Origin of the sequence: Neobacillus vireti, assembly GCF_036962465.1 — a bacterium.
Lineage (GTDB): Bacteria > Bacillota > Bacilli > Bacillales > Cytobacillaceae > Neobacillus > Neobacillus vireti_B.
In genome coordinates this window covers 20,770-47,260 of sequence record NZ_JBALNF010000031.1, presented here as the reverse complement: position 1 = coordinate 47,260, position 26,491 = coordinate 20,770, and the positions used below count along the sequence as shown (strand labels likewise).

General features: G+C 40.3%; 20 protein-coding genes and 1 pseudogene. 11 read left to right on the top strand and 10 right to left on the bottom strand.

All coding sequences use genetic code 11. The features are described from left to right. Positions 1-1,216 (bottom strand): AraC family transcriptional regulator (locus V7077_RS14010; RefSeq protein WP_335502598.1); only part of this gene is annotated, 1,216 nt, incomplete at its 3' end. 151 nt (positions 1,217-1,367) lie between these two features. Here V7077_RS14010 and V7077_RS14005 point away from each other — a divergent pair. The 3 genes and pseudogenes from V7077_RS14005 (at position 1,368) to V7077_RS13995 (ending at position 3,667) form a co-directional block, all read left to right on the top strand. After that, complete coding sequence (locus V7077_RS14005) at positions 1,368-1,961, top strand: sugar-binding domain-containing protein (protein WP_335502595.1); 594 nt, start codon at positions 1,368-1,370, stop codon at positions 1,959-1,961. A 14-nt stretch (positions 1,962-1,975) separates the two neighbouring features. Beyond that, positions 1,976-2,125 (top strand): annotated as a pseudogene (locus V7077_RS14000) (hypothetical protein); the annotation flags it as partial. A 6-nt stretch (positions 2,126-2,131) separates the two neighbouring features. Further along, on the top strand, positions 2,132-3,667 hold the full coding sequence (locus V7077_RS13995) for a glycoside hydrolase family 2 TIM barrel-domain containing protein (RefSeq protein ID WP_335502592.1): 1,536 nt from the start codon (positions 2,132-2,134) through the stop codon (positions 3,665-3,667). A 53-nt stretch (positions 3,668-3,720) separates the two neighbouring features. On the opposite strand, the gene nasC is transcribed toward V7077_RS13995, so the two are convergent. Beyond that, positions 3,721-5,853 (bottom strand): assimilatory nitrate reductase catalytic subunit NasC, encoded by a 2,133-nt coding sequence (nasC, locus tag V7077_RS13990; RefSeq protein WP_335502590.1) that lies wholly within the window; start codon positions 5,851-5,853, stop codon positions 3,721-3,723. Beyond that, the gene (gene nirB / locus V7077_RS13985) at positions 5,850-7,943 is read right to left on the bottom strand and encodes a nitrite reductase large subunit NirB (protein WP_335502587.1); all 2,094 of its coding nucleotides are present in this window, start codon (positions 7,941-7,943) and stop codon (positions 5,850-5,852) included. The genes nasC and nirB overlap by 4 nt, the downstream gene beginning before the upstream one ends. A gap of 353 nt (positions 7,944-8,296) precedes the next feature. Between nirB and V7077_RS13980 the strand changes: the two genes are divergently transcribed. Together V7077_RS13980 and V7077_RS13975 are read left to right on the top strand one after the other, a co-directional pair. Continuing rightward, entirely contained in the window at positions 8,297-9,502 is a 1,206-nt protein-coding gene (locus tag V7077_RS13980; protein WP_335502584.1) for an MFS transporter, read from the top strand. 275 nt (positions 9,503-9,777) lie between these two features. After that, positions 9,778-11,160, top strand: coding sequence for a L,D-transpeptidase family protein (locus tag V7077_RS13975; RefSeq protein WP_335502581.1), 1,383 nt, complete (start codon positions 9,778-9,780; stop codon positions 11,158-11,160). Positions 11,161-11,312: 152 nt separating this feature from the next. Here the strand turns inward: V7077_RS13975 and V7077_RS13970 are convergent, their stop codons facing one another. Continuing rightward, positions 11,313-12,173: an NAD-dependent epimerase/dehydratase family protein gene (locus tag V7077_RS13970; RefSeq protein ID WP_335502578.1), complete on the bottom strand. Its 861-nt coding sequence runs from the start codon at positions 12,171-12,173 to the stop codon at positions 11,313-11,315. A gap of 198 nt (positions 12,174-12,371) precedes the next feature. Here V7077_RS13970 and V7077_RS13965 point away from each other — a divergent pair, with 198 nt between their 5' ends. The 3 genes from V7077_RS13965 to V7077_RS13955 all read left to right on the top strand — a co-directional run bounded on the left by V7077_RS13965 (position 12,372) and on the right by V7077_RS13955 (position 15,680). Continuing rightward, the gene (locus V7077_RS13965) at positions 12,372-13,361 is read left to right on the top strand and encodes a glycoside hydrolase family 43 protein (RefSeq protein WP_335502576.1); all 990 of its coding nucleotides are present in this window, start codon (positions 12,372-12,374) and stop codon (positions 13,359-13,361) included. A 265-nt stretch (positions 13,362-13,626) separates the two neighbouring features. Continuing rightward, entirely contained in the window at positions 13,627-14,472 is an 846-nt protein-coding gene (locus V7077_RS13960; RefSeq protein WP_335502573.1) for an alpha/beta fold hydrolase, read from the top strand. Beyond that, the gene (locus V7077_RS13955) at positions 14,472-15,680 is read left to right on the top strand and encodes a PP2C family protein-serine/threonine phosphatase (protein WP_335502569.1); all 1,209 of its coding nucleotides are present in this window, start codon (positions 14,472-14,474) and stop codon (positions 15,678-15,680) included. The genes V7077_RS13960 and V7077_RS13955 overlap by 1 nt, the downstream gene beginning before the upstream one ends. Before the next feature lie 79 nt (positions 15,681-15,759). Here V7077_RS13955 and V7077_RS13950 read toward each other — a convergent pair whose 3' ends face one another. Together V7077_RS13950 and nagE are read right to left on the bottom strand one after the other, a co-directional pair. Further along, positions 15,760-16,545 (bottom strand): SDR family oxidoreductase, encoded by a 786-nt coding sequence (locus V7077_RS13950; protein ID WP_335502566.1) that lies wholly within the window; start codon positions 16,543-16,545, stop codon positions 15,760-15,762. Positions 16,546-16,652: 107 nt separating this feature from the next. After that, positions 16,653-18,536: an N-acetylglucosamine-specific PTS transporter subunit IIBC gene (gene nagE / locus V7077_RS13945; RefSeq protein ID WP_335502563.1), complete on the bottom strand. Its 1,884-nt coding sequence runs from the start codon at positions 18,534-18,536 to the stop codon at positions 16,653-16,655. A gap of 225 nt (positions 18,537-18,761) precedes the next feature. On the opposite strand from nagE, the gene nagA reads away from it, so the two are divergent. The 3 genes from nagA (at position 18,762) to V7077_RS13930 (ending at position 21,506) form a co-directional block, all read left to right on the top strand. After that, complete coding sequence (nagA, locus tag V7077_RS13940) at positions 18,762-19,967, top strand: N-acetylglucosamine-6-phosphate deacetylase (protein ID WP_335502558.1); 1,206 nt, start codon at positions 18,762-18,764, stop codon at positions 19,965-19,967. Further along, entirely contained in the window at positions 19,964-20,704 is a 741-nt protein-coding gene (gene nagB, locus V7077_RS13935; RefSeq protein WP_335502555.1) for a glucosamine-6-phosphate deaminase, read from the top strand. Before nagA ends, nagB begins: the two co-directional genes overlap by 4 nt. A gap of 79 nt (positions 20,705-20,783) precedes the next feature. Beyond that, positions 20,784-21,506, top strand: a complete 723-nt coding sequence (locus tag V7077_RS13930; protein WP_335502553.1) for a GntR family transcriptional regulator — start codon at positions 20,784-20,786, stop codon at positions 21,504-21,506. Between the two features lie 315 nt (positions 21,507-21,821). Here the strand turns inward: V7077_RS13930 and V7077_RS13925 are convergent, their stop codons facing one another. Genes V7077_RS13925 through V7077_RS13910 form a run of 4 tightly spaced genes read right to left on the bottom strand, consistent with a single transcriptional unit; the run spans position 21,822 to position 26,474 of the window. Further along, positions 21,822-22,805 carry a sugar kinase gene (locus V7077_RS13925; protein ID WP_335502550.1) on the bottom strand — a complete coding sequence of 328 codons (984 nt, stop codon included), beginning with the start codon at positions 22,803-22,805 and terminating at the stop codon, positions 21,822-21,824. Beyond that, positions 22,789-23,445, bottom strand: coding sequence for a bifunctional 4-hydroxy-2-oxoglutarate aldolase/2-dehydro-3-deoxy-phosphogluconate aldolase (locus V7077_RS13920; RefSeq protein WP_335502548.1), 657 nt, complete (start codon positions 23,443-23,445; stop codon positions 22,789-22,791). Before V7077_RS13920 ends, V7077_RS13925 begins: the two co-directional genes overlap by 17 nt. A gap of 58 nt (positions 23,446-23,503) precedes the next feature. Then, positions 23,504-24,991, bottom strand: a complete 1,488-nt coding sequence (locus V7077_RS13915) for a UxaA family hydrolase (RefSeq protein ID WP_335502544.1) — start codon at positions 24,989-24,991, stop codon at positions 23,504-23,506. 13 nt (positions 24,992-25,004) lie between these two features. Next, positions 25,005-26,474, bottom strand: coding sequence for a tagaturonate reductase (locus V7077_RS13910; RefSeq protein ID WP_335502540.1), 1,470 nt, complete (start codon positions 26,472-26,474; stop codon positions 25,005-25,007). Between the last annotated feature and the right edge of the window lie 17 nt (positions 26,475-26,491).

Here is a 26,491-nt window from a genome sequence, read left to right as displayed (position 1 = left end):
GAGAACCGTCCCTCTGCTTTTGATTTTTCATATACTGTGAAGGAGTTTGTCCGGTGAATTTCTTAAATACTCTTGTAAAGTAATTTAAATCGTTATATCCCACCATTAGTGCGATATCGGTGACTGTGGTGCTTCCAGCCTGTAGATGCAGTTTAGCTTCCTCCACTCTTTTTTGATTGATGTAGTCAATGATTGTTAAGCCACTATCCTGCTTAAATTTACGAGATAAATGGGAAGGATTGACGTGTAAGGCAGCAGCGATATCACTTAAAGTTAAGGGCTTTTCCAAATTCAAGTGGATATAGTCCAACGCCTTTCTAACAATCATGCTGAAATTCTTGGTTGAGTGTTTCTGAACGAGGTCACAGTATTCATTCATCATTTCGTATGCTAACTTTTTCAAATAGGGAAGGTTTGGCGCTCGTTCAATTAAAATGGCAAATTTCTCTGATGCATGGTGAACACTGATTGGCCGCAGTCCTCCTTTTTCAGCGGAAAGCCTGCATATCGTATTAAGAACAAACAGTATATTTTTAGCAGAACGAAAAGGGCTCTCCGGAATGCGGTCCGAAAAGTCCAGCAGGTCTTTAACCTCCTTAGATAACCAGGTAATTTCTTCTTTATCCCCTTTTTCTATCGCCCTCATTAATCTCTTTTCTGCTTTATATCTCTCCTCAATCATGTTTTTATCTTCTTCGTAAAGAACCTTGTGAACTACATCTGATGTTTTCCTTACTTCACTATTTACTAATCTTCCATCTATATAGGAATGTTGGCACATATTAACCAGCAGATCACCCAGATAGGTTGACTTATTACTGCCAATAATTGAAAGCGACTGATAATAGTCGTGAAGATGTTTCCGCTCACTTACCGGAAGCCTATGTTTTGAGATAAGATCACTAATGAGCTCATTGGAGGGGATACTAGATAAAAACGGACCCAAAACCATAAATCCCATATATTGATGATTACTCCAAATCCCTGCTGCTAAGGATTCAAGCCCAATGCTATTTATGTAATGAAAATACTGGTCGTTCTCTGCCATCATTAATTTTTCATTCATTGTTGGATCATCATTGGCGAAGGGTTGAAGGAGCAGGGGTGTTTGAATTTGTGATTTTTGAAAGATGATATTCTCCTCGCGGTCTATAATCTTTACGTCTAAATAAGTAATCGAATGCAGCAGCTTTCCTTTTTTAATGATTTCCATCATAGATTCATCTCCACTAGTTTATTTCCCCTATTAAAACCGTTCAGAAGATAATATGCAATATTTATACTAATAAAGTCAAATTTGTATGATTACTAAATGAAAACGTATACTATAATGAATTTGGTTTAAACGATATTTAGGAGGAAGTCAAATGAGAAAAGTCTTAAATATTAATGCTAATTGGAAATTTATTAGACAAGATGAAGAGAATGTACAAGCAATAAGCTTTAATACAGAAGATTGGCAGGAGGTTCAAATCCCTCACACCTGGAATGCCATCGATGGTGCCAATGGCTTTGATTATTATAAAGGTGCCTGCTGGTATCGAAAGGAATTTGTACTAGATGCAATAGAACAAGGAAATAGAGTATATATTGAGTTTAATGGCTCTAATAGTATTACGGATGTATTTGTAAATGGCCGCCATCTTGGGCAGCACCGCGGCGGTTACTCGATTTTCCGTTTTGACATTACAGATGACGTCGCGTTTGGTAAAAGGAATATCCTATCCGTCAAAGTAGATAATACCGTTGTTGATGATGTGTATCCACAGATGGCCGATTTCACTTTCTACGGCGGGATCTATCGTGATGTAAATCTCGTGATTGCGAATTCCATCCACTTTGATTTACTAGATTATGGTTCCAAGGGTGTTTATATCATTCAAGAAAATATCTCAAACGAGCAAGCTGTTTTAACGATCAAATCTAAGGTTGCAAATGACCTTGACGTAGAAAAAAAGTAAGAGTTTGGGCGGATATCTTAGATGCTAATGGCAAGGTTGCAGCCTATGGAGCAAAGGAAGTCCTTCTTGCAGCAGGGGAAACCACTGAAGTAGAAATACCTGTTACAATTGAGAATCCGATATTATGGAACGGAAAAAAGAACCCATACCATTATGAAGCGGAAGTCTCATTGGTCAGCTTTAACGATACTCTTGATGCACTAACAATTCCATTTGGGGTAAGATACTTCCACGTTGACCCGGAAAAAGGGTTCTTTTTAAATGGAGAACCACTCAGATTGAATGGCGTATCGAGACACCAGGACCGCAAAGACATGGGCTGGGCCATTACGAAAAAAGAGCACCTAGAAGATATGGAACTAATCAAAGAGGTTGGCGCCACTTCAATCCGTTTGGCCCACTATCAGCACGATCAGTTTTTCTATGAACTTTGTGATCAGGAGGGTTTGGTTATTTGGGCTGAGATTCCCTTTATCTCGGTCATGTCAAAACATGAGCTAGAAGGAATTAATGCCAAGCAGCAAATGACCGAATTAATCCGACAAAATTTCAACCATCCTTCGATTATGTTCTGGGGAATTCAAAATGAAATTCAAATCAGCGGAGAGCGCCCCGAGCTGAGAAGATTAGTCAATGAATTAAACGAGCTTACGAAAAAAGAAGACCCTACTCGTTTAACGACCATGGCAAATGTCATGTTTGTCCCTGATAAAGATGAATACAATTATGTGACGGACGTGGTTGGCTATAATAAGTATTACGGCTGGTATCAAGGAAAAGCGGAAGATTTCGCTGATTGGTTAGACGGTTTCCATCAAACCAACCCGCAAGTGGCTCTAGGTATCTCCGAGTATGGAGCAGAAGGAATCCTGCAATATCATACCAATCATCCGCAGGTAAAGGATTATTCAGAGGAATATCATGCTCTTTATCATGAAAAAGTATGGGGAATTTTCTCAAAGCGTCCATACCTATGGTCAACGTATGTGTGGAATATGTTTGATTTTGGGGCTAATATCCGCGACGAAGGCGGCGTTCAGGGTCGAAACAACAAGGGGCTGATCACCTATGACCGCAAAATTAAAAAAGATGCTTTCTACATGTATAAAGCAAACTGGTCTGATGAGAAGTTCGTTCACATCACGAGCAAGCGCTACGTAGAACGGATGGATGACCAAATCACCATCAAGGTTTATTCAAACTGTGACAAGCTGACTCTTTATGTTAATGGCAAAGAGATTGGAACGAAAACAAGTGACAATCATGTGTTTATTTTTGAAAATGTGGGGTTAGCAGAAGGAATGACCGAAATCAAGGTGACTTCCAACCAAGATGGCGTCATTCTTGAAGATACAGCTAGGTTTACTAAAGTAGCCCAGCCAAATCCAAGCTATGAAGCTCCAGAAGAAGATAAAGGCGGAGTAGTCGGAAACTGGTTCCAAATGCCAGACATTGAGGATGTCGAAGTAGAAGAAATCGAAATCACTGATGACGTCTATTCCACACGTGATACCTTTAAAGCATTAATGGAAAATGAAGAAACAAAAACAATCCTAGAAAAATATCTAGGCAACTTTACTGAACATCCAATGTACGGAATGGCAGCAGGAATGCAAGTCGACTTCATCGCCTCCATGGCACCAGAACAATTTACCGATAAAATGATATACACCTTAAATAAAGAGTTAACAAAAGTTCAGAAGTAAGCGCAGGGACGGTTCTCCTGCTTCGAAAGAAGCAGGAGAACCGTCCCCTTGTTTTACACTGGGGTTACCTTAACGGCACTTAATTTAAACCCAGGCATCCTGCAGACAGGGTCTAATTCTTCTCCGACAAGATCATTCACATTTTGGGAGTCTGACCAATGAAATGGAACAAAAATGGTATCCGGACGAATCGCCTCAGAGTATTTGCTTCTAACCATTATACTTCCTCTTCGAGATTCAATTTTAACTAAGGATTGATCTACAATTTGATAATTCCTCGCCGTTGTCGGATGAATTTCCATATAGGATTCAATATTTCTAGCAGCTAGGGCTGGACTTCTCCTTGTTTGAACTCCGGTTAAGTAATGAGACAGAACTCTTCCTGTTGTCATATACAAGGGATACTCACTGCATACCTCTTCCTTTGGAACAATAGGTTTGTTGGGCACTACAACCATTACAGCCTTGCCATCAGGATGAGCGAAGGACGTTTCAAACAGCCTCATGGTCCCTTTATGGTCAAGATCAGGACATGGCCACAGAATGCCGCCTTCCTTACGCAGCCTTTCATAGGTAATTCCGTAATAATCCGCGATTCCACCCCGGCTTGCCACTCTTAATTCATTAAAAATTTCCTCAGCAGATGAAAAGGAAAAGTACTTTTCTTTCCCCATCACTCGGGCAATCTCCACAATGATTTGCCAGTCATGCTTCACTTCACCCGGGCATGGGCAGCTCGCTTCCCGTAACGTTACCCTTCCCTCCACATTCGTCATGGTCCCTTCATCCTCTAAGTAAGATGAGGCGGGCAGAATTAGATCTGCTAGTTTGGCTGTCTCGGAAATAAACAGATCAACCGCGACAAGAAATTTTAGCTTTTTTAATGTGGTCTTAACAAAATGAGCATTTGGATTGGAGACGATGGGATTGGAGCACATCAAAAACATCCCCGTAATTTCTCCTTCATCGATTTTCTCCATTATTTCATAGGCCGAGACGCCTTTCCCAGGCAAGTCCTTGGGATTGATTCCCCAAACATTTGCTATATGTGTTCGATGTGCTTCGTTTTCAATCAATCGGTACCCGGGAAGCTGGTCAGCCTTTTGGCCATGCTCTCTCGCTCCTTGACCGTTTCCTTGTCCGGTAATCGCCCCAAAACCACAATTCAGCTTTCCGAGCTTCCCGGTTGCTACAAGGAGATTAAGGAAGTTACGGACCGTGGCCGAACCATCTGTTTGCTGCTCAACTCCTCTCGCGGTAAAAATCATTCCTGTTTCTTCCTTGCCAAACGAAATGGCTGCTTCTCGAATTTGGTTTATCGAGACACCTGTCATTTCTTCTATTTCCTCTAACTTTAATGACCTTACATACTCTTTAACCTCATCAAAACCATTCGCACGTTCTTGAATAAATGCCTCATCGGTATAATTCTCTTCAATTATCACCTTTAACAGCCCGTTTACTAGTGCTGCATCTGTTCCCGGCTTTACTTTTAAATGTAAGTCTGCGAGTTTCGCAGTCGACGTTTCCCGTGGATCAATCACAATAATAAATGCCCCATTTTCTTTTGCCTTTTCGAAATAGGGCATGATCGTTGGCTGGCATTCCGCTACATTCGTTCCGGCTAATATGATACAGCGTGTAAAGGGAATTTCAGCGAGACTATTGGTAAATCCTCTGTCCATCCCAAAGGTTTGACTGGCGGCTGAAGCAGCGGCCGACATACATAATCGGCCATTATAATCGATATACTTCGTCTGTAAGGCTACTCGTGCAAATTTACCAAGGATATAGGCCTCCTCGTTCGTAATGGAGGCACTTCCGTACACAGCTAAGGCATTTAATCCGTCTTCCTCTTGTATTCTAGTAAATTGATCTTTAATCTGTTCCAATGCCTGTTTCCACGTAATTTGAACAAATTCTCCATTTACTTTTAACATCGGATATTTTAAACGTTCCTTATTAAACGCATGCTGGTAGGCATTCATGCCTTTGACGCAGACACGCCCCTGGGTGGTTGGATTATCTATTCCAACCGTTTTATATTGCTTTCTTGAAACTATAGATTGTTCGATCAGTTGCATCTTGCACTGCATACTACAAAAGGGACATTGTGTATTATATATTTTTTCCGTTTGTACTTCCTTTTGCTTTTTTCGGAAATACTTTAACATTAATTCCGTCACAATTCCTCACCTTTTCTAACTGATAGTTCTTCATCCAGGCGCTCTAGTAATTCCTGACGAAGCTCTTGGTCGAATAATACTTCTCTGACATGAATTAAGCCCATTCTTTCAATCCACTGCCATGTTTGCTCCTGGTAATGAGCTGATTCCCGATAATATTGAATCAGCCCCCTAATGATTTGAACAGCTTCTTTATCCGTGGGGACAACGGCTAATAATTCTCCTGCTTGAATCATACTCCCGCTGCTGCCTCCCACATAAATTTCCCAGCCTAATCCTGTTCCAATGACACCAATATCCTTAATTGTAGAGCCTGCTCCGTTATGCATACAGGTGGAGACAGCTATCTTTAACAGGCAGGGCATAGCTAAAAGCGCTAATCCCTTTTTAAAAGCAGCCGCTAATTTCAGGGATCGCTGTTTATCACATTGGCAATTGTATTCCTCTATGCATGTGATGATCTTGTCACTGCCTCGTTCTCTGTCATCTTCCGGATAAATCATTCCTAGGTAATAGTTGATTGCAGGACGACAAATGCTGCAGCCATTCTTGGTATTCCAATTCAGCTTTTTTATTGCTTCTATGAAGGTAATGACACCGAGCTCCAGCAGCTCTTGTACGATTTCATCCTCTGTTAGGGAGGTGCAGGAGCACATTGATTTCTGTTTGCTGATTTCATTACATGCATCGCTCTTCATATAGGCTAGCAGTTCCGTAACTAAAGATTTACAGCCACCGCAGGAGCTTGATGCCTTCGTCCATTTTTCCACTTGGTCAACGGTGGTCAATCCCTTTTGTTGAACTGCTTCCAATATCGCTCCCTTTGTCACCGCATTACAGTTACAAACTAGTTCACTAAGAGGCATCGCAGCAACTGAATAACCGGTCTCACTTGCTGATTGCAATAAAGCCATTTTTTCAAGGTCTGATACTTCCCGCTGCTTGACGATCATATCTAGCAATTTTGTACGTTCCCTTGTATCTCCAAAAAGAACAGTACCAATCAATTTGTGACCTTGAAAGACCAATTTTTTATAGACTCGATTAACCTCATCGTATAGTTTAATAGACTTCGACAAGATATCGTCATGGAACTTTCCAGCAGAAAACACCTCTATCCCTGAAATTTTTAATTGTGTGGAAAGAACAGAGCCCTTATAGCCTTGGTCTCCGATGCCGCAGATATGTTTGGCTGCTATTTTTCCTTGTTCATATAGAGGCTTTACAAGTCCATAAACATGGCCGTGATGTTCCACGCATTCGCCGACAGCATAAACATTCTCTGCGCTTGTTTGTAAAAAGTCATTCACGAGAATGGCACGATTCGTTTCAATTCCACTTTCCCTTGCTAATTGGATATTCGGTCTAATGCCTGCCGCCATCACCACCAAATCCGCATCACTCTTGGTCCCGTCTTTAAAAACCAGTCCTTCTGCCCGGCTGCCGCCGGTAATTTCCTGCGTTTGTTTTTCAAAAAGAAACTTCATTCCTTGTTTCTCCAATTCAACTTGAAGCATCCTCGCTGCCGTATGATCTAACTGCCGTTCTAATAAATAACTGCCAATATGGACCACACTCACATCCATTCCTAGGTTGAGAAGCCCTCTTGCCGCTTCAAGCCCTAACAAACCTCCACCAATAACAACCGCCTTTTTAAAACGCTTCGCTGCTGCCATCATCATCTGACAGTCTTCAATTGTTCGAAACGCCGTAACCCCCTTTTTATCCACACCCGGAATGGGGGGAAGAAATGGAATTGACCCAGTCGCTATAATGAGGCGATCGTAGGGAACCTCTTGGTTTTTATCGGTCTTTACAACCTGTTTTACCGTATCAATTCCCACAACTGTTTCCCCTGTAAACAGTCTAATTTGGTGCCTTTCATACCAATTACGATTATTTAGCGTAATATCCGCAAGTGCAGTATCGCCTTGCAGCACCGTCGACAACAGTATCCGATTATAGTTCACATGTGGCTCACTGCCAAAGATTGTCATATCAAAACCCTCAGGATCTATAGTTAAGATCTCCTCAATACAACGCACCCCAGCCATCCCGTTGCCTATTAATACTAGCTTTAGCTTCTTCATAACTAACCTCCAGCATTGTAAGAGTACCTGCCAATCGCATGAATAACGTTTATTATTTCATAAGTTAAATGATTAGAAATCAATCATGTTAAATTTCCTAACACAAAAGTTTTTATGTTAGAGGACCTTACATCATTCATGACAAAAAACCAGAGGCAGACTATTCTAACAACATGCAAAAAATTTAAAAAGGCTGGAGGGTCCTAAATGAAAAATAAGGTGAGTCTGATCTCATTTATACTGTTGCTTGGGAAAGTTATCTTTTCCAAAAAGCCTAATATCGGCTGGTAAAACGATGCTAAATGTAAAAGCAGTTGTCCCTATTTACTGGACTAAAGGAGGAGATGTAGAGGATGAAGTTAGCAGAGCTAAGAAAAAGTGGTCATACACCGTCATTGGTTGCTTCATTTTTATATTTTGATGTCAGTTTTATGATTTGGGTAATATTAGGAGCACTTGGAGTTTTTATTACGAAAGACTTCGGCTTAACTCCGGCGCAAAAAGGCTTCATTGTAGGGGTTCCCATACTTAGTGGTTCCTTCTTCCGCTTAATCCTCGGTCTGCTGACAGATCGAATTGGGCCCAGAAAAACAGCTATTATAGGAATGCTTGTCACGATGGTCCCTCTCGTTTGGGCATGGTTATTTGGGAAGACATTAACAGAGCTTTATATAATAGGAATTCTTCTTGGTGTAGCAGGAGCAAGCTTTGCAGCGGCTATTCCAATGGCTAGCCGCTGGTATCCTCCTCATTTACAAGGATTAGCAATGGGAATTGCAGGTGCCGGTAACAGCGGAACCCTGTTCGCCACACTTTTCGGTCCCCGTCTTGCAGAAAAGATTGGCTGGCATAATGTAATTGGATTAGCGATCATTCCTCTTTCTATTGTCTTTATCCTTTATATCGTTATGGCAAAAGATGCACCACTAAAGTCTTCAGCAAAGAAGCCAGCCGGATATTTCACTGTTTTTAAACAGAAGGATACCTGGTATTTCTGCCTGCTTTACAGTGTGACCTTTGGTGGATTTGTAGGGTTATCAAGCTTTTTAAGCATCTTTTTTGTTGATCAATATCAATTATCAAAGGTTAGTGCTGGCGATTTTGTCACTCTGTGTGTGGCAGCTGGAAGTTTTTTCCGTCCTGTTGGCGGGGCGATTGCTGATCGAATTGGCGGGATCCGTCTCTTGACCTTTTTATTTATTGCCGTAGCCCTATGCATGTTCGGCGTAAGTCAGCTTCCATCTCTCCCGCTTGTCACGACGTTATTATTTTTCGGAATGCTTTTCCTTGGGATGGGAAATGGAGCTGTCTTTCAATTAATACCGCATAGATTCCAAGCGGAAATAGGCACGATTACGGGGATTGTAGGAGCAGCTGGAGGCGTTGGCGGGTTCTTTGTTCCTAATATTCTCGGAACGCTTAAACAAATAACAGGAACCTACACAACAGGTTTTATGGTATATGCGGGAATTGGTTTAGCTGGTTTGGTGATCATATTACTCGCTAAGCAAGCTTGGCAAAAAGCATGGACATCCAAAGAAGTCTCTGAGCAACTATAAGATCACTTATCGTTAGGGACGACTGTTTTCGCAGGATGCGAATTACCAATCTTTATCCCAACCACTAAACTTAAACCAGCCTATTATTCATATTTGCGATAATTTGTATGTCTTTTTATCTATCTTTTGTAGATATATAGACTAACATCTAAGTGAAATTTTGGTATTATCTTGGTATAATTGAAATAGTAATAAATACTCTAATAGATTACTAGATTCTTATTTTGAATAATTTTAATATTAGGAATCTTTCAATTATCCTTGAGGTGAAGGTCTTGCATAAAGTTAAAGTCATCATTGGAAGCAGTCTTATTGTAATCATTGCACTAGTATTTGCCGGCATTTACTACCACCAATCAACCAGGTTCAATGCGCATATCATGATCAATCACACAAAGGTGGGCGGATTGACGGCTGATAAAGCATTAAAAAAATTAACATCCACTGTATTAAAAAACGATGTCTTTGTCGGAGAAGATCGAATTTTCAACGGAAAAGATACGAAGATGGAATTTACCGGTAACGATTTACCTAGTGTAAAGAGATTTTTAAAAAGCCAACAGACATTTTGGCCCTCCTCAAAGGAAATAAATTTTTCACTACAGCCAGGAAAAATGGACCAGTATCGCAGCCAAACAATGAAAAAGCTTGTAGAGGCTAAGCTCATTTCCATGAATAAGAGCTTACTAGCCCCGAAAGATGCAGAAGCTCGTTTAGTGCAAGGAAAAATTATTGTCTCGAAAAGCGTTGCTGGGAAACAGTATGATGTTGCACAATTAATAAAAAGTTTTCAAAAACAGGAATATACAAGTGAGATCCACTTAAAACCTGAATATTTGCAGCCAGTCAAAGCAGGCAGCTCAATTGTAAAAAAGGAAAAGACAATCTTGCAGAAACTTGTTCAACGTACCGTTGATTATAAGGTACAGGACAAAGTCTATTCTTTAACAGGCAGTGGTTTGATAAAAAATGCATCGGTGACAAAAGAGATGCAAGTAATCATTGAATCAGATGGTATTAAAGACAAGCTGAGTAAAATTAATAATTCTCAATCGACATTAAATAAAAATTTCCATTTCAAAACTCATTCAGGTTCAGTGGTAACAGTTAAAGGACAATCATATGGCTGGGCCATAAATGTCACAAAGGAAACGAAGCGGGTACAGGAGGCCTTTGAAACCGGGAAAAAGTCACTTGAAGCGGACCATATTTATGGAGTTGGCTGGAGTACTTATGGTACAGGCTATAATGCAAAAAGCAATGATGGCATTGGTCATACTTATGCTGAAGTGTCTATTGCAGAGCAGCGTATTTGGCTTTATAAGAATGGGAAATTAACCTTTACCACCAATGTGGTCACCGGCAGACATAATACCCATGAAGATACACCGACAGGAGTATGGTATGTTATGTATAAAGAAACACCATCCATTCTTCAGGGCAGTGAAGTGGGAAATGCAAATTATTCTGTTAAGGTTCAATATTGGGCACCATTTACCCTAAGTGGATGCGGGTTCCACGATGCCAGCTGGCGAAGAAATTGGGCAAGTACTGCTTACCTAACCGCAGGGTCTGGCGGCTGTGTCAACACTCCATCAAGTGCTATGAAAGTCGTGTATGACAATCTTAGTAAAAATGAACCAGTTGTCGTTTACTAAACGTGATCCATTTTATTGTGTTAACCTAAAAAACAAAAAATCGAATTTACGATTTTTTGTTTTTTTTTACCCTTTGAAAGTGGATGAAGGAGAAAAACAAATCACCTCTACTATGCAATTGAACTGAAGGTGTAGGGAAGGCAATTGCTGAATCAAACGTTCCCCGTGAGGATTACGTAATCTCTCCACCGATGAACAGGCTGCCAGTTCAACAGCTTTTTTGCCTTTTCATTGTCTAACAATGGTGCAAAACCTGCTAAATTCTTACGAAAATCCTTAACATCCGGATAGCAAATTTCCATTAATTGTTTACTTTCAATGTCCATACTGGTTTCATCTGCACCAATATTAAGGGCAACTGAACCGAGTCCGGCCGTCTCAATGGCCAGCCGGTAAGCAGTCGCAGCATCTCTTGTATCAATATAACTCCAAAGAATGGTTTTTCTTTGTTCAGGGTCATGGATAAATCCAGGGAAGTTTTTGTACATTTCAGGAGAAATGACATTTCCTAATCTGAAGGACACTACCTGCATACCTGTTCTTCGGTGAATCATATCGGCTGTTTTTTCATTCACAATCTTGGATAATCCATAACTTTCTTCCGGCAGTTGTGGATGTTCTTCATCTATCGGTACATATAGAGGCTGCAGATTCTGCTTTGAAAAACAAATACCATAGGATGACTCACTTGAAGAAATGACAGCCTTTTTAATTCCTAAATTCCCAGCGGCTTCTAAAATGTTATAGGTGGACATGACATTGTTTTGAAAGGTCACTTCATTCGGATGGGAGTATGCAACTGGGATAGCTGCGAGATGAATGACAGCATCCGCACCAGCCAATACTCCATATACCTCACCTAGTTTGGTTAAATCGGTAATAACGGTCCGGCAAAGCTGTTCTTGAGGATATTTCATATCGGCATTGACAACCTCATATCCATGATCCAGAAATTCTTTTATGACGTCTCGACCCAGAAGCCCGCTTCCACCTGTTATGACTACTTTTTTCATGTCTACTCCTCACTTTCCAACATGTCACGATTCAGTGATTGACATTTGTTTGTTGTTTGCATAAACTAAGTATATTACAAAGGTTTTTATTTTCAAGCATTTTGTTTTACTATCTGTTCTTTATAAAACGCTTCCTATCGAGCACTATCTTCATGCCTATAAACTATTAAAATCTTAAAATAGTAAGGAGATTAAAAGATGGCAAAAATCGTAAAACCCAATAAACCCTTAGTGGAACATATCTATACAGCCGATCCTTCGGCCCATGTATTCGAAGGTAAAATTTATATCTATCCTTCCCATGACCTTAGTCATGAAGGACCTCTAACCCAGGACGGGGAACACTATGCAATGGAAGATTATCATGTTCTCTCGATCGAGGATTTTAGCTCTCCTTGTGTAGACCACGGAAAAGTGCTCCACGTGAAGGATGTACCATGGGCAAAGAAACAGTTATGGGCACCCGATGCTGCCTATAAAAACAATAAATATTATTTATTTTTCCCTGCCAAGGATCACAATGATATTTTCAGAATCGGGGTTGCCACTAGCTTAAATCCTGCTGGCCCTTTCATACCAGAAGAAAATTACATACCAGGCAGCTTTAGCATTGATCCTGCTGTTTTAGTGGATGATGATCAAAAGGCCTATATGTATTTCGGCGGACTCTGGGGAGGACAATTAGAAAAGTGGCAGACAGATACTTTTCTTGCTGACGGGGAAGGTCCTGCTGAGTCAGAACCTGCTTTAGGGCCCATGATAGCGGAATTAACGGAAGATATGCTGACTTTTAAAGGAAAACCGCAAGAGATCTCCATTGTGGATGAAGAAGGTAATCCAATCCTTGCTGGAGATGAGGAAAGAAGATACTTTGAAGGTCCATGGGTCCATAAGTACAATGGAAATTATTATCTCTCTTATTCTACTGGAACTACACATACCATTGCGTATGCAATGAGTAAAAGTCCACAAGGTCCATTTGTTTTTAAAGGGACCATCCTTACTCCTGTAATCGGATGGACAACCCATCATTCTATTGTGCCATTTGGCGATAAGTGGTATTTATTTTATCATGATAGTTCTTTATCAAATGGAATAGACCACCAGCGCTGCGTAAAATACACAGAACTAAAATATAACGAAAATGGGACCATCCAAACGATTGATCCCTATAATGAAAATGAATAAAAACGGGAAAACCAACAAGTAAAATATTTTCAGTAGTTTAGGCCATCTCTAAGAGTTGGCCTTTTTTACTTCATAAAATTGGTGGAACCCCCGCCGGCATCTTCAATAGAGAGATTAAGGACAATGGCCTCAAAAATATAGAATATAGCCCAAAGGTTTAGCAAATCCAGTGTGTAAAGTGAGGTCCTAAGTACTATAAGAGAAAATGCCAATCTTAGGAAGTTAGTGTTATGATATAAATATAATACTAGAAAGGAGCATCAGGATGGATCAAGATATTCTAGTTCGGAATAATGTGAAGGTCAAAGGCCAAGGCCGACAATCGATTATTTTTTCTCCGGGCTTTGGCTGTGATCAAACGGTATGGAAGTCAGTGGCCGGCGCATTCGAAAAAGATTACCAAGTCATTTTATTTGATTATGTAGGTTCGGGGCGTTCAGACATTCGTGCTTATGACTCAGAAAAATATAGTAGTCTTCATGGCTATGCACAAGATGTACTCGACATTTGTTCAGCCTTAGATCTAAAAGAAACTGTATTTGTTGGACACTCTGTTGGGAGTATGATTGGTATACTGGCATCATTGAGGCATCCTGAGTACTTCTCTCATCTTGTTATGATTGGCCCTTCTCCATGCTATCTAAATGACCCACCGCATTATTACGGAGGCTTTCAAACAGAGGAGCTGTTAGGCTTAATTGATATGATGGAGAAAAATTACATAGGCTGGGCAAATATGTTTGCCTCTACGGTAACGAATAATCCGGAACGGCCGGAGGTTAAACTTCAGCTGGAGGAACGTTTTTGCTCCACTGACCCGATAATTGCCCGTCAATTTGCAGAGGCTGCCTTTTTCGCAGACAACCGCAAAGATTTAGGTAATGTAACTGTGCCATCACTTATTTTACAATGTTCAAATGATATTATCGCTCCAGCAGCAGTGGGAGAGTATGTTCATCAGCATCTTCCTAATAGTAGGCTGAAAATAATGGAGGCAACGGGACATTGCCCGCATATGAGTCATCCCAAGGAAACAATCGGTCTCATCCGTCACTACCTGGAGGATGCTTCCGCGGCAAGCAGCCTAGTGGTTGGAGGAGTTACTACTTAATGGACGAACAACTCGATCATGCACCTTGTGGATTTCTAACTCTATCAGAAGATGGTCTTATTTTATCCATTAATCATACACTACTTAAAATACTTGATTACACCCAAAATCCATTAAGAGGACAGCATGTCAATTCTATTCTCACTGTTCCAGCCCGTCTGTTCTTTCAATTCTACTTTTTTCCGCTCATAAAACTAGAACAACAGGTAGAGGAAATGTATATTTCACTCGTTTCTAGTAAGGGAGACGAGATTCCTGTTCTGATCAACGCTCTCCAAAAAAAGAGAAAAGGGACAACGGTATTGGAATGTATTCTGATCCCCATGCGTAAAAGAAGCGAATATGAAAATGAATTGCTGCTAGCGAAAAAGGAAACAGAAGCGGCATTAAAAGCAAAGGATCAAGCGAATGCAGAATTAGAGGCTACTCTTAAAAAGCTGGAAAAGCAAAAAGAAGAACTGCTTGAACTGAACAAACAAAATCACAAATATAAAATAGAAACAAAGAAAGAGTTGGAGCTTGCTAGAATCATTCAGGAAACTTCATTAACTAACCCGATTAACAACGAAAAAGTAGAAATGGAAGTATTCTATAATGCCTCTAGCGAATTATCCGGTGACATCTATGGGATTTATCAAATCAATCAGCATCACTATGGAATCATCCTGCTTGATGTGATGGGCCACGGGATTTCTTCAGCCTTAATTACGATGACTCTTCACTCTCTGTTTCAACGTTTACTATCAGCAGGAGTTGCGGTTGATACTGTGATGAAAGAGCTGGATCGCCACCTTCACAAATTGTTTCAGAACAATGAGGAAGCTAGGCATTATTCTACCGGTATCCTTCTTTCAATTGATACATCCAGACAAATAATAGAGTACATCAATGCAGGCCATCCGCCTGCTTTATGGCAGGACTCTGACGGAACACAATATGAATTATCTTCCACGGCCCCGCCACTTGGAACCTTTGAAGGTATAGAATTTAAGACTAAAACATTCACTTTCAGAGAGGGAGGCAGATTGCTTCTTTACACAGATGGTGTTGATCCCCTTGCTTCCAACCACTTAGCTCCTTTACTAAGGGAAACAGGCTCGTTACCTTTAGTAAAACTAAAAGAAAAAATTTTACAGTCCCTAAACCACGAAAAAAATATCTATCATAAGAGCGATGATGAAAGCTTTATTCTCATTGATTTAAAATAATAATCAACAATACTAAAAAATGTCCACGCTACGTGGACATTTTTTAGTATTTGTCTTTTTATGGTGTCAGGCACCAATATTATAATAAGGATTCTGCCCCGTCGATATAGACTTCGCTTCCGGTGATGTGGCTTGATTGGCTGGAGGCCAGGAATAGGACGAGGTCGGCGACTTGTTCAGACGTTCCTGCTTTATGTTCTAAAGGCTGGCTGCCTTGCGGGTATTCAACAGGTATTTCAATCTTTTTTAATTTCTCCTTCTCTTTCCATGTATTCTCATTGATATTCGTATCTATTGCTCCTGGACAGATCATGTTGACTCTGATCTTATAATTTGCGAGCTCAAGTGCTGCCATTTTCCCAAAGCCCATCTGGCCGATTTTAGATGTACTATACGCAGACATACCAAAGTTCTTATATACTCTGTTCCCATTAATTGAACTCGTAATAATGATACTGCCGCCCTTTGACTTTAAATGAGGAATGGCATATTTAACAGTTAGGAAGGTACTTGTTAAATTATTAGAAATAGTCAGCTCCCAATCTTTCGGGTTCAAATCCTCAATTGGAGCAACTTCCCCGTTAATGCCGGCATTCGCAAAAACAACATCTAGTCTTCCCCACTGGTCAACCGTTCTTTTGTAACATTCCTCTACTTCCTCCGGGTGAGAAACATTGGCTTCTAAGACAAGTGCCTCACTGCCCATTTCTTCAATTTGCTGTTTCACTTCTTCTACATTTTCTTTATGCAAATCGACTAGGGCAATCTTGCCTCCATTTTGTGCTAGCTTTATAGCAGCTGCTCTGCCGATCCCTGATCCAGCCCCTGTAACAAAAGCAACTTGATTTTGAAGTAGTTTCTCCACGAAAAAGCCTCCTTAAATGATGATGTATTTTACTATAACCATCCTCAAGGTTTTAAAACGGAAGAAACACATCTAATGTAAGAAATGGTCCAAATGTCCTGCTGTTTCTACTCTATTGAAATAATACCCCTTTCCCCCTGCGGAACTTTCCCCTGCTTCTTAATGTTTAATTTCGTTAAGTTTGTAAAAACAACAGGTGAAACAGTCGAAGATGTTGAATGTCTAATCTTTTCTAAATCAAATTTAATTATTTCTTGCCCTTTCGAGATGGAATCTCCATCCTTCACTAGGACAGTAAATCCTTCCCCTTTTAAATTTACGGTGTCCATACCAATATGAATCAGTATCTCATATCCTTGTTTTGATTTAATGCCCACTGCATGTTTTGTTGGGAAGACATTGATGATTTTCCCATCAACCGGAGAAACCACAGACCCTTTTGCAGGAATAATCGCAAATCCATCTCCCATCATTTTTTGTGAAAATACTTGATCCTCTACTTCAGTGATGGGAATAATTTCACCTTCAATCGGCATCACAAAATCTTGTTCACTTAACGGAAGATAGTTTTGAGCTCCAACAGTTAAATCCTGCGCCAAAGGGAGACTTTCTGGCTTTGTATCCAATCTCTTCATCGCATCCGCTACAAATTCAACTTCCGTCCCGACAATAATTTGCAGGTTTGTTTTGTTTAATTTCATCACACCCTTTGCCCCGTGAGATTTTAACGAAGAATCTCTTACTTTATCCATGTCTTTAACATTTAAACGGAGACGGGTGGCACAGTTATCAATATTGATAATATTTTCCTTGCCGCCAATATCATGAACAAAATGGTAAGCCATCGTGTCGTATTTATTTGATCCACTAACGGATTCGGTCGTTTGTTTTTCTTCCGATTCTTCTTCGTCTTCACGACCAGGCGTTTTAATATTAAACGCTTTAATTACACCGTAAAAAACAACAAAATAAACAACCCCGTAAATCAAACCAACTAGTAATAAAAGCAGCGGTTTGTGCGCAATATTAAAGTTTAAAATATAGTCAATGGCACCAGCTGAGAAGGTAAAGCCATCCTTAATCCCTAACAAAGTTACGATTACAAATGAAAGGCCTGTTAATAGAGCATGAATTCCATACAGCAACGGTGCAATAAACATAAAGGAAAATTCAATTGGTTCTGTAATACCTGTAATGAATGAGGTAAGTGCGACCCCAATAAACATACCGGTAATCGCTTTTCTCTTTTCCTTCTTAGCAGCTGCAATGATGGCAAGGGCTGCTCCAGGCAATCCAAACATCATGATAGGGAAGAAGCCCGTCATATAAGTTCCAGCCGTTGGGTCACCGGCAAAGAAGCGGGCAATATCTCCTGATTTACCCTGGAATGTCCCAAATTGAAACCAAAACAAACTGTTTAAAACATGATGAAGACCAAGCGGGATTAACAGACGGTTTAAAATCCCAAAGATACCTGCTCCAAGTGCTCCTAAACCAATGATCCAGTTACCGACCCCATTTATAGCATCCTGTATTGGAGGCCAGATAAATCCAGCAATGCCAGCAATGATAACCATAGTTACAGAGGTAATAATCGGTACAAATCGTCTTCCACTAAAGAAACCTAACCATTCAGGTAATTTGATATCATGAAAACGGTTATATAATAGTCCGGAAATAATTCCAGTAAGAATCCCTCCTAGGACCCCCATATTAATATCTTTATCAATGGCTAATGTGCCTTGCGTTAAAACCAAATATCCAATCGCCCCGGATAATGCGGCCGCTCCATTACTATCCTTTGCAAATCCCATGGCAACGCCAATGGCAAAAATTAAAGCTAAGTTTGCAAAAACGGCATTACCTGCATTTGCAATAAATGGGATATTAAGCAGATCCGGCTGACCAAAACGTAATAACAGACCAGCTGCTGGCAAAACGGCTATCGGAAGCATTAATGCTTTTCCAATTCGCTGTAAAAATCCTAACATGATACATCTCTCCTCTTTTTATGTGTAAGCGTTTTATATCACAGGGACCATCATACCATCCAACTATTATAGTTGTCTATACCAATAAATTTGAAATAATTGGTAAACAAGCAGATAATAAGCATATAATATTAGTAGATAACAATAATCCCTTTTAAAAATTGGTATAGACATCTATATTTTGTAAATGATAAAATTACAGTGTCTAGAAAGGGAGTAATGAACATGACTGCTAAATTTACACCTATTTTGCTCAAGGGAATTCAAATATATGCTGAAGGTCAATGGATTGAAGATGGATATATAAAAATTAAAGATCAAAAAATCGTGGAGTTAGGTCCAATAAAAAATCTTACATTCGAGGAAGAGGAAGAATGGGAGGCACTTGACATTCCTTCATCCTATCAGGCAGTTCCCGGTTTTATTGACGTTCACATTCATGGCGCCAACGGAGCCGATACGATGGACGCTACACAAGAAGCTTTGGATACTATGACTCAGGCGTTGCCAGCTGAAGGAACCACCAGCTTTTTAGCCACGACCATGACCCAAGAAGAAAAAAGGATCGAAGAAGCCTTACTAAACGCAGGTCACTATATTAAAAAAGATCAATCTCCAGGAAAGGCGGAAATACTCGGAATCCATCTTGAAGGTCCGTTTGTTAATAAAAAGAAAGCTGGAGCTCAGCCTATTCAACATATTGTTAATCCGAATCTGAAACTGTTTAAAAAATGGGAGGACCTCGCTAATCAATCTATTAAGCTTGTCACACTTGCACCCGAGCTGCCAGACGGGCTGGAGCTGGTAAGCTACTTAAAAACAAAGGAAATTATTGCTTCAATTGGCCACTCTGATGCAACATTTGAAGAGGTAATTCAGGCTATTGACGCTGGTGCAAACCATGTCACCCATCTATACAATCAAATGCGGAGCCTGCATCACCGTGAGCCTGGCGTGGTAGGAGCAGCCTTTTTAAGGGAAGAGTTAAAGGCAGAATTAATAGTGGATGGTGTGCATGTCCATCCTGAAATGGTGAAACTCGCCTACAAACAAAAAGGGAAAAAGGGAATTATTTTAATCACCGATGCTATGCGGGCAAAGTGTCTAAAAAATGGTCATTATGATTTAGGCGGACAGGATGTAGTCGTCCAGGATGGAAGAGCAACCTTAAGTGATGGAACCCTTGCAGGCAGTATTTTAAAATTGGGCCAAGGGATAAAAAATATAGTAGCTTTTACCGGATGCAAACTAGAAGAAGCAGTTGAAATGGCCGCGGTAAATCCAGCCAAACAACTGAAAGTATTTGATCGTAAGGGCAGCATTTCGAAAGGAAAAGATGCGGATATTGTAATCCTTGATGAGAACTTGGATGTCTATCTGACGATATGCCGCGGAAAGGTTGCCTATGCTAAGGGAGGAAAAACAAAATGAAGATTATAGAAGCAATAGATTATCAAGATATGAGTAAAATAGCCGCAGACTATATTATTCAAAAAGTGAATCAATCTCCGAAAATTAAGCTTGGGCTTGCCACAGGCGGAACACCTCTGGGTATCTATGCCAATATAATTGCTGATCATCAAAAGAATGGGACTTCGTACCGGGATGTTATGACCTTCAATCTAGACGAATATGTCGGGCTGTCCGGAGAAAATCCCAATAGCTATCGTTATTATATGGACCATAACTTATTTAATCAGATTGACATTAATAAAAATAACACATTTGTTCCACGTGGAACTACCGATAATGTCTTAAATGAATGCGCCCTTTATGAAGATTTACTGACTAAACATAACGGAATTGATTTACAGATTCTCGGGATTGGGGCAAATGGCCACATCGGATTTAATGAACCTGGAACGCCCTTTAATACTGCAACCCATGTGGTTGAATTAACAGCTTCCACAAGACAAGCAAATGCAAGATATTTTAACAGTTTGGAAGAAGTTCCGACAAAAGCCTTGACGATGGGAATAGCCACGATTATGAAAAGCAAAGAAATTCTCCTACTCATTTCCGGTGAACAAAAAAAGGATGCACTGAAGAGGCTTTTAACTGAAAATACGATCGATGAAAGATTTCCTGCATCCGTGCTGAAAAATCATCCATATGTTACAATTATTGCAGATAAGACTGCAATTGCTGGTTTAAAGGTTCACAGTTGAGTTCTCCTCTTTCGTGTCCTTTTAAACGAGAAGCAAACAGGTTTCCCGAGTTTAAATGGAAAGGATGCACGAGAGGAGTATGATCAAAAAGGATTCCCCCATCCCGATATATTATCAACTTCAAGAGCTTATAAAGGATTTAATTGAAAAAGGTGAGTTAAGACCAGGTGATTCCATTCCCCCTGAACGAGTGTATGCGGAAAAATATCAAATCAGCCGGATGACAGTGAGACAGGCTTTAACCCAGCTTGTGAACGAGGGCTATCTGCACCGAATCCAAGGCAAAGGGACTTTTGTGTCGGAGCGAAAAATTGAACAACCGCTCCATCGATTACGAAGCTTTACGGAAGATATGGTTGCTAGAGGGTTAAAACCAGGAAGTCAATTACTCTCCTTTGAAATTATTCCTGCAACTAGCCAAATTGCCAGTCAGCTCGGTATTCAAGAACATGGCCCCGTGTATGAGATTAAGCGTATTCGGCTGGCTGATGATGTTCCAATGGCATTAGAATCAAATTATATCTCAGCAAATCTTGTAAAAGGCCTAACAGAGCAGATTGTGAAAAAGTCTGTTTATGCCTTCATTGAAGAACAATTGAATTTTCAAATAGACCACGCTTCCCAAGTAATTGAATCATCAATTGCGAATCAAGTTGAAGCTAAATTTTTAAAAATAAAAAAAGGTGCCCCGATTATGCTTATTCAACAACAAACCTTTTTAAAGGATGGAACTCCTGTTGAATACGTCCGATCCTCTTATCGCGCAGACCGGTATAAATTTATGATTCAGATGAAGCGATAAAGTCGAAAAGCGGAGGCGACCTGGTCAATTTAAAAGAAGGTGTCCCAAAAGTATAACTTTTAGGGGCACCTTCTTATTTTTATACATTAAACTAGTCTGTTGATTTCCGCTCCAGGCGCTTCGCTTTCCGCGGGCGGTACGGGGAGCCTCCTCGTCGCTTCGCTCCTGCGGGGTCTCCTCTGCCCCGTACTCCCGCAGGAGTCTGCGCGCCTTCCGCTCCAATCAACAGAGTGTGCAAAAATTATTCATCAGTCACCTTTTATGTCAGCCTCTTTTGCGTGAGTTTGTCATTTAATGCCTATTGAGTTAAGAATATTATCTTTTTACTTCCATTTTCCCTGAAGCAATCGCCTCGAGCTCTTCCAACGCCGGTATACCTTCCCAGTCACCTTTAAATTGGGTTGCTAACGCTCCCATAATATTAGCTCGAGTTAAGGCCTTTTCCAAAGAAGATGTCGTCATAGAAGATTGATTATCTAAAAAGACAGAGACAAAGCCAGCCGCAAATGCATCTCCAGCACCGACTGTATCAATTACATGTTGAACCGAATAAGGAGCCACTTTCATTGAATTCCCGTCTATAAAACCAATCGAACCTTCTGCGCCAAGCTTTAATGCCACTACTTTTGGTCCCATTTCAAGAAATTGCTTACCGTAATCTTCTATTGATTGTTTCCCGATGAGAAACTCTGCTTCTTCTACACCCGGAAGAAACACATCGCATAATGGGATAAGAGATAGCAGCACCTTTCTTGCCTGCTCCTCACTCCAAAGCTTTCTCCTTAGGTTAGGGTCCAAAGAAATCGTTAATCCCATTTCTCTGGAAAGTTCCATTGTTTTTTGAATAGCCGCGGCAGCATTTTCACTTAATGCAGGGGTTATTCCTGTAACATGTAAGTGCTTTGCACCTTCTAGCCACTCTGGACGAACATCAGACGGTTCTATTTTGCTGGCTGCTGAGTTTTTTCGGTAATAGTACACGGTTGGATCTCCAAATGCTTTTGTTTCCTTAAAGTAAACAGCTGTAGGCGCCCCTTCATCGTGGAGGGCATGGGATACATCTACCCCTTCGCCGGCAAGCGTTGATAAGATAAAATCACCAAAAGGATCTTTGCCTACCTTACTAATCCAGCGAACCTTTTTCCCTAAACGGGTTAGCCCAATGGCAACATTTGATTCTGCTCCAGCCAATGACTTTGTAAACAGGGATTCATATTTAATTCCCTTTTCGCCCATTGGCTGAAATAGGACCATACTTTCACCGATTGTCACAACATCCGCTCTATGATTTTGCTGCATGCTCCTCCACCTCTTTGGCTAGTTTGGTATACGATGCTGCCATATGAGTAATTTTCTCAAAATCGCCTTTTTCAATCAAGCTATTATTTACGAGATTTCCACCTAGGCCCACTGCAACTGCGCCGTAACCAAGTACTTCTTTGATATTCTCCAAGTTAACTCCACCCGTGGCAACCATTGGAATATGGTGAAGAGGCGCTCGCAGGTCCTTAATATATTTCACACCCAGGGAACCAATTGGAAATACTTTTACTGCCTTGGCCCCGAGATTATAAGCCCGGACAATCTCGGAAGGAGTCATGGTTCCTGGCCAAACCTCCACACCCTGCTCAAGTCCATATGTTAAAACTTCCTCATCGAGGTTTGGTGAGATGATGTATTCAGCACCAGCTTGTATCGCTTCCTTGGCCATTTTAAGATTTAAAACGGTCCCTGCGCCTACTCTTATTTGTTCTCCAAATTTCCCCTTGATTTCATCAATCATATCTAAGGCGCCATCTGTATTTAAAGTAACTTCTAAAAATGAAATTCCTCCTGCAGCCAGAGCCTTGGCTGTTTGCTCTCCGCTGTCTTTTGGAATCCCCCGGATAATTGCGATTATTTTTTCCTTTGCAAGTAATGACAGTAAATCGTGTGCCAATGTCTTGTCCCCCTAAAGTAGAATTTATTGTTCCTACGGCTTCATTGTAGTAAAAAGCTTATAAAGTAACCCCTGTTTTAAAAATAGCAATCTCTTTAAATTCATTTTTTTCATTGTTTACGAGTTCACCGCTCGCTACTTTAATAATATAGTCGATAAAATCCCGTAAAACGACCTCTCCTGACTGCTCAAGCAATACCCCTGCATTATAGTCAATCCAATGAGGTTTTGCCTCATAAAGCGGTGTATTCGTTGACACCTTCATCGTTGGGACGTATGTTCCAAATGGTGTACCTCTGCCAGTAGTAAAGAGAACTAATTGACAGCCCGCTGATGCTAATGCAGATGCTGCAACAAGGTCATTACCAGGAGCACTTAATAGATTTAAACCATTTTTCTTGATTCTTTCTCCATATTTAAGTACGTCCCTAACCATCGATGTTCCTGCTTTTTGGGTACAGCCTAGCGATTTATCTTCTAGCGTCGTAATGCCGCCCTCCTTGTTCCCTGGTGATGGATTTTCATAGACAGGCTGGTTATTGGCAATAAAATATTGTTTAAAATCATTGATTAATTCAACAGTTTTAGAAAATACCTCTTCATTGGCTGCCCGTTCCATGAGAATGGTCTCAGCACCAAACATTTCAGGAACCTCAGTTAAAACTGTAGTTCCACCTTGAGCCACAAGGAAGTCGGACAACCTGCCAAGCAATGGATTGGCGGTAATACCAGACAGTCCATCCGAACCGCCACATTTTAGACCTATTTTTAATTCAGACAATGGTACAGTTTCACGCTGGTCATATTTGGCATTTTCATAGATTTCCTTTAATAACCTTACGCCTGCTTCAATTTCATTTGAAACCTCTTGTGAAACAAGAAACTTTACTCTATTCTCATCAAATTCGCCAAGGCTCTCTTTAAATTCATATAAATTATTATTTTCACATCCCAGACCTAACACCAGGACACCACCCGCATTTGGATGAAGGACCGCATCTCGCAATATGTCTCTTGTATTAGTATGGTCATCCCCAAGCTGGGAGCATCCGTAGTTATGTTTTAATACAAGAACATCCTCAAATGGACTGATATCGCCAACTTCTTTTACAAACCGCTTAACAATTGTTTCTGCTACGCCATTAACACAGCCAACTGTTGGGACAATCCAGAGTTCGTTACGGATTCCAACAAGACCGTTTTGACGTTTGAAGCCCTTAAAGTATAACGGTTCTTGATTATATGGATTTTCAGTTAGCTTTTGGTTGAATTGGTAGTCTTTAATGCCATCAAGATTGGTTTTCGTATTGTGAGTATGAACATGTTCCCCAGCATGAATAGCCCCTTTTGCGTGCCCGATTGGATAACCGTATTTGACCACATTTTCATTTTCCAGAATATCCGTTATTGCAACCTTATGGCCTCTTTTAATATCTTCTGTTAAGACAACTTCTCTGTTGTTTACGTTAATCGATTGACCCATTTTTAGGTCCATTAAGGCAACTACAACATTATCACTCTCATTGATTTGAATAAATTCTAACATGCTCATTCTCCCCTTATTGTTCGACTTTTACTTTTAATACACCTTCAATGGCATTTTTCATTCCCTTTGTTTCGATTTCATACAGATAATTTGTTACCATATCCGTTAATCCTGGAATAGCATTTAAATCCATTTCCCAATTCTTCTCATACCCTAAGACCATTTTGACAATGGCGCTTAAACTTTCAATTGTTCCATCAAATGTTTTCCATTGCTGATTAAATAAAGCAAGAATATCCTGGTCATCTGACAACTGAATATCTTCTGTTCCTCTTTTTCCTTTATAAAACGAAATAAGCGCTGCAAGAGAAAAGACAAGTTTTGCTGGCAATTCTTCTTTTCGGCCGATAAATTCCAATAACGATGGCAGATCTCTCGTTTTATATTTAGACATTGAATTAAGTGAAATACTCATAAGAAAATGTTTAATAAATGGATTCATAAATCGTTCAAGAACGGCATCAGCAAAATAGTTTAATTCCTCAATTGGAAGATCCAAAGTTGGAATAATTTCCTCAAAAATAAGCTCTTTAATGAAGGAGCCCACTACAGGGTGATCCACTGCTTCCGCAACTGTGTCTAAGCCATATAAATATGACACTGGCGTCATGGCTGTATGAGCGCCGTTTAGAATACGTACTTTTCTGGTCCGATAAGGTGTTAAATCATCAACAAATAATGTATTTAAACCGGCTAAATGTGCAGGAAACTCATCCTTAATCCATTGTGGACCTTCAATAACCCATAAATGAAATAGCTCGCCGATTACCACTAAATCATCCTTGTAGCCAAGTTCTTCCGTTATTTCACCGATTGTATCTCTTGGAAAACCGGGGACAATTCGATCCACAAGGCTGCAACAGAATGTATTTGCTTCGTTTAGCCACTGAATAAATTCCTTACCAAGGTTCCATTGGGTTGCATATTGGAGAACAATCTTGTTCAGCTTTTCGCCATTCCGGTCAATTAACTCACACGGGATAATGATAAATCCCTTGCTTTTATCCCCATTGAACGCTTGGAAGCGGCGATAAAGGAATGCTGTTAGTTTTCCAGGATAGCTTTTCTGCGGCTGATCTTCTAAACTATCTGTTTCATCATAAGCAATTCCAGCTTCTGTTGTATTAGAAAAAATAAACCGCAGGTCTGGATTTTTTGCTAGCTCAACAAATTGATCGTATTGGGTATATAAATCTAATCCCCTGCTGACTGCATTGATTAAGGAATGCTCTTTAACAGGCTTTCCTTCTTTCATGCCTTGTAAATAAAGGGTATACAAGCCATCCTGTTCATTCAGTTTTTCGACCATACCACTTCCCAGCGGCTGGACGACCACCACACTGCCATTAAAATCTGTGGTCTTGTTCAAAACATCAATTTGCCAATCTACAAATGCCCTTAAAAAATTTCCTTCTCCAAATTGCAATACCTTTTCAGGATAGTTTTTATAATCTTCGATTGTTTTTTTGTTTAGTTTTTGCATGATGGTTCCTCCTCTTA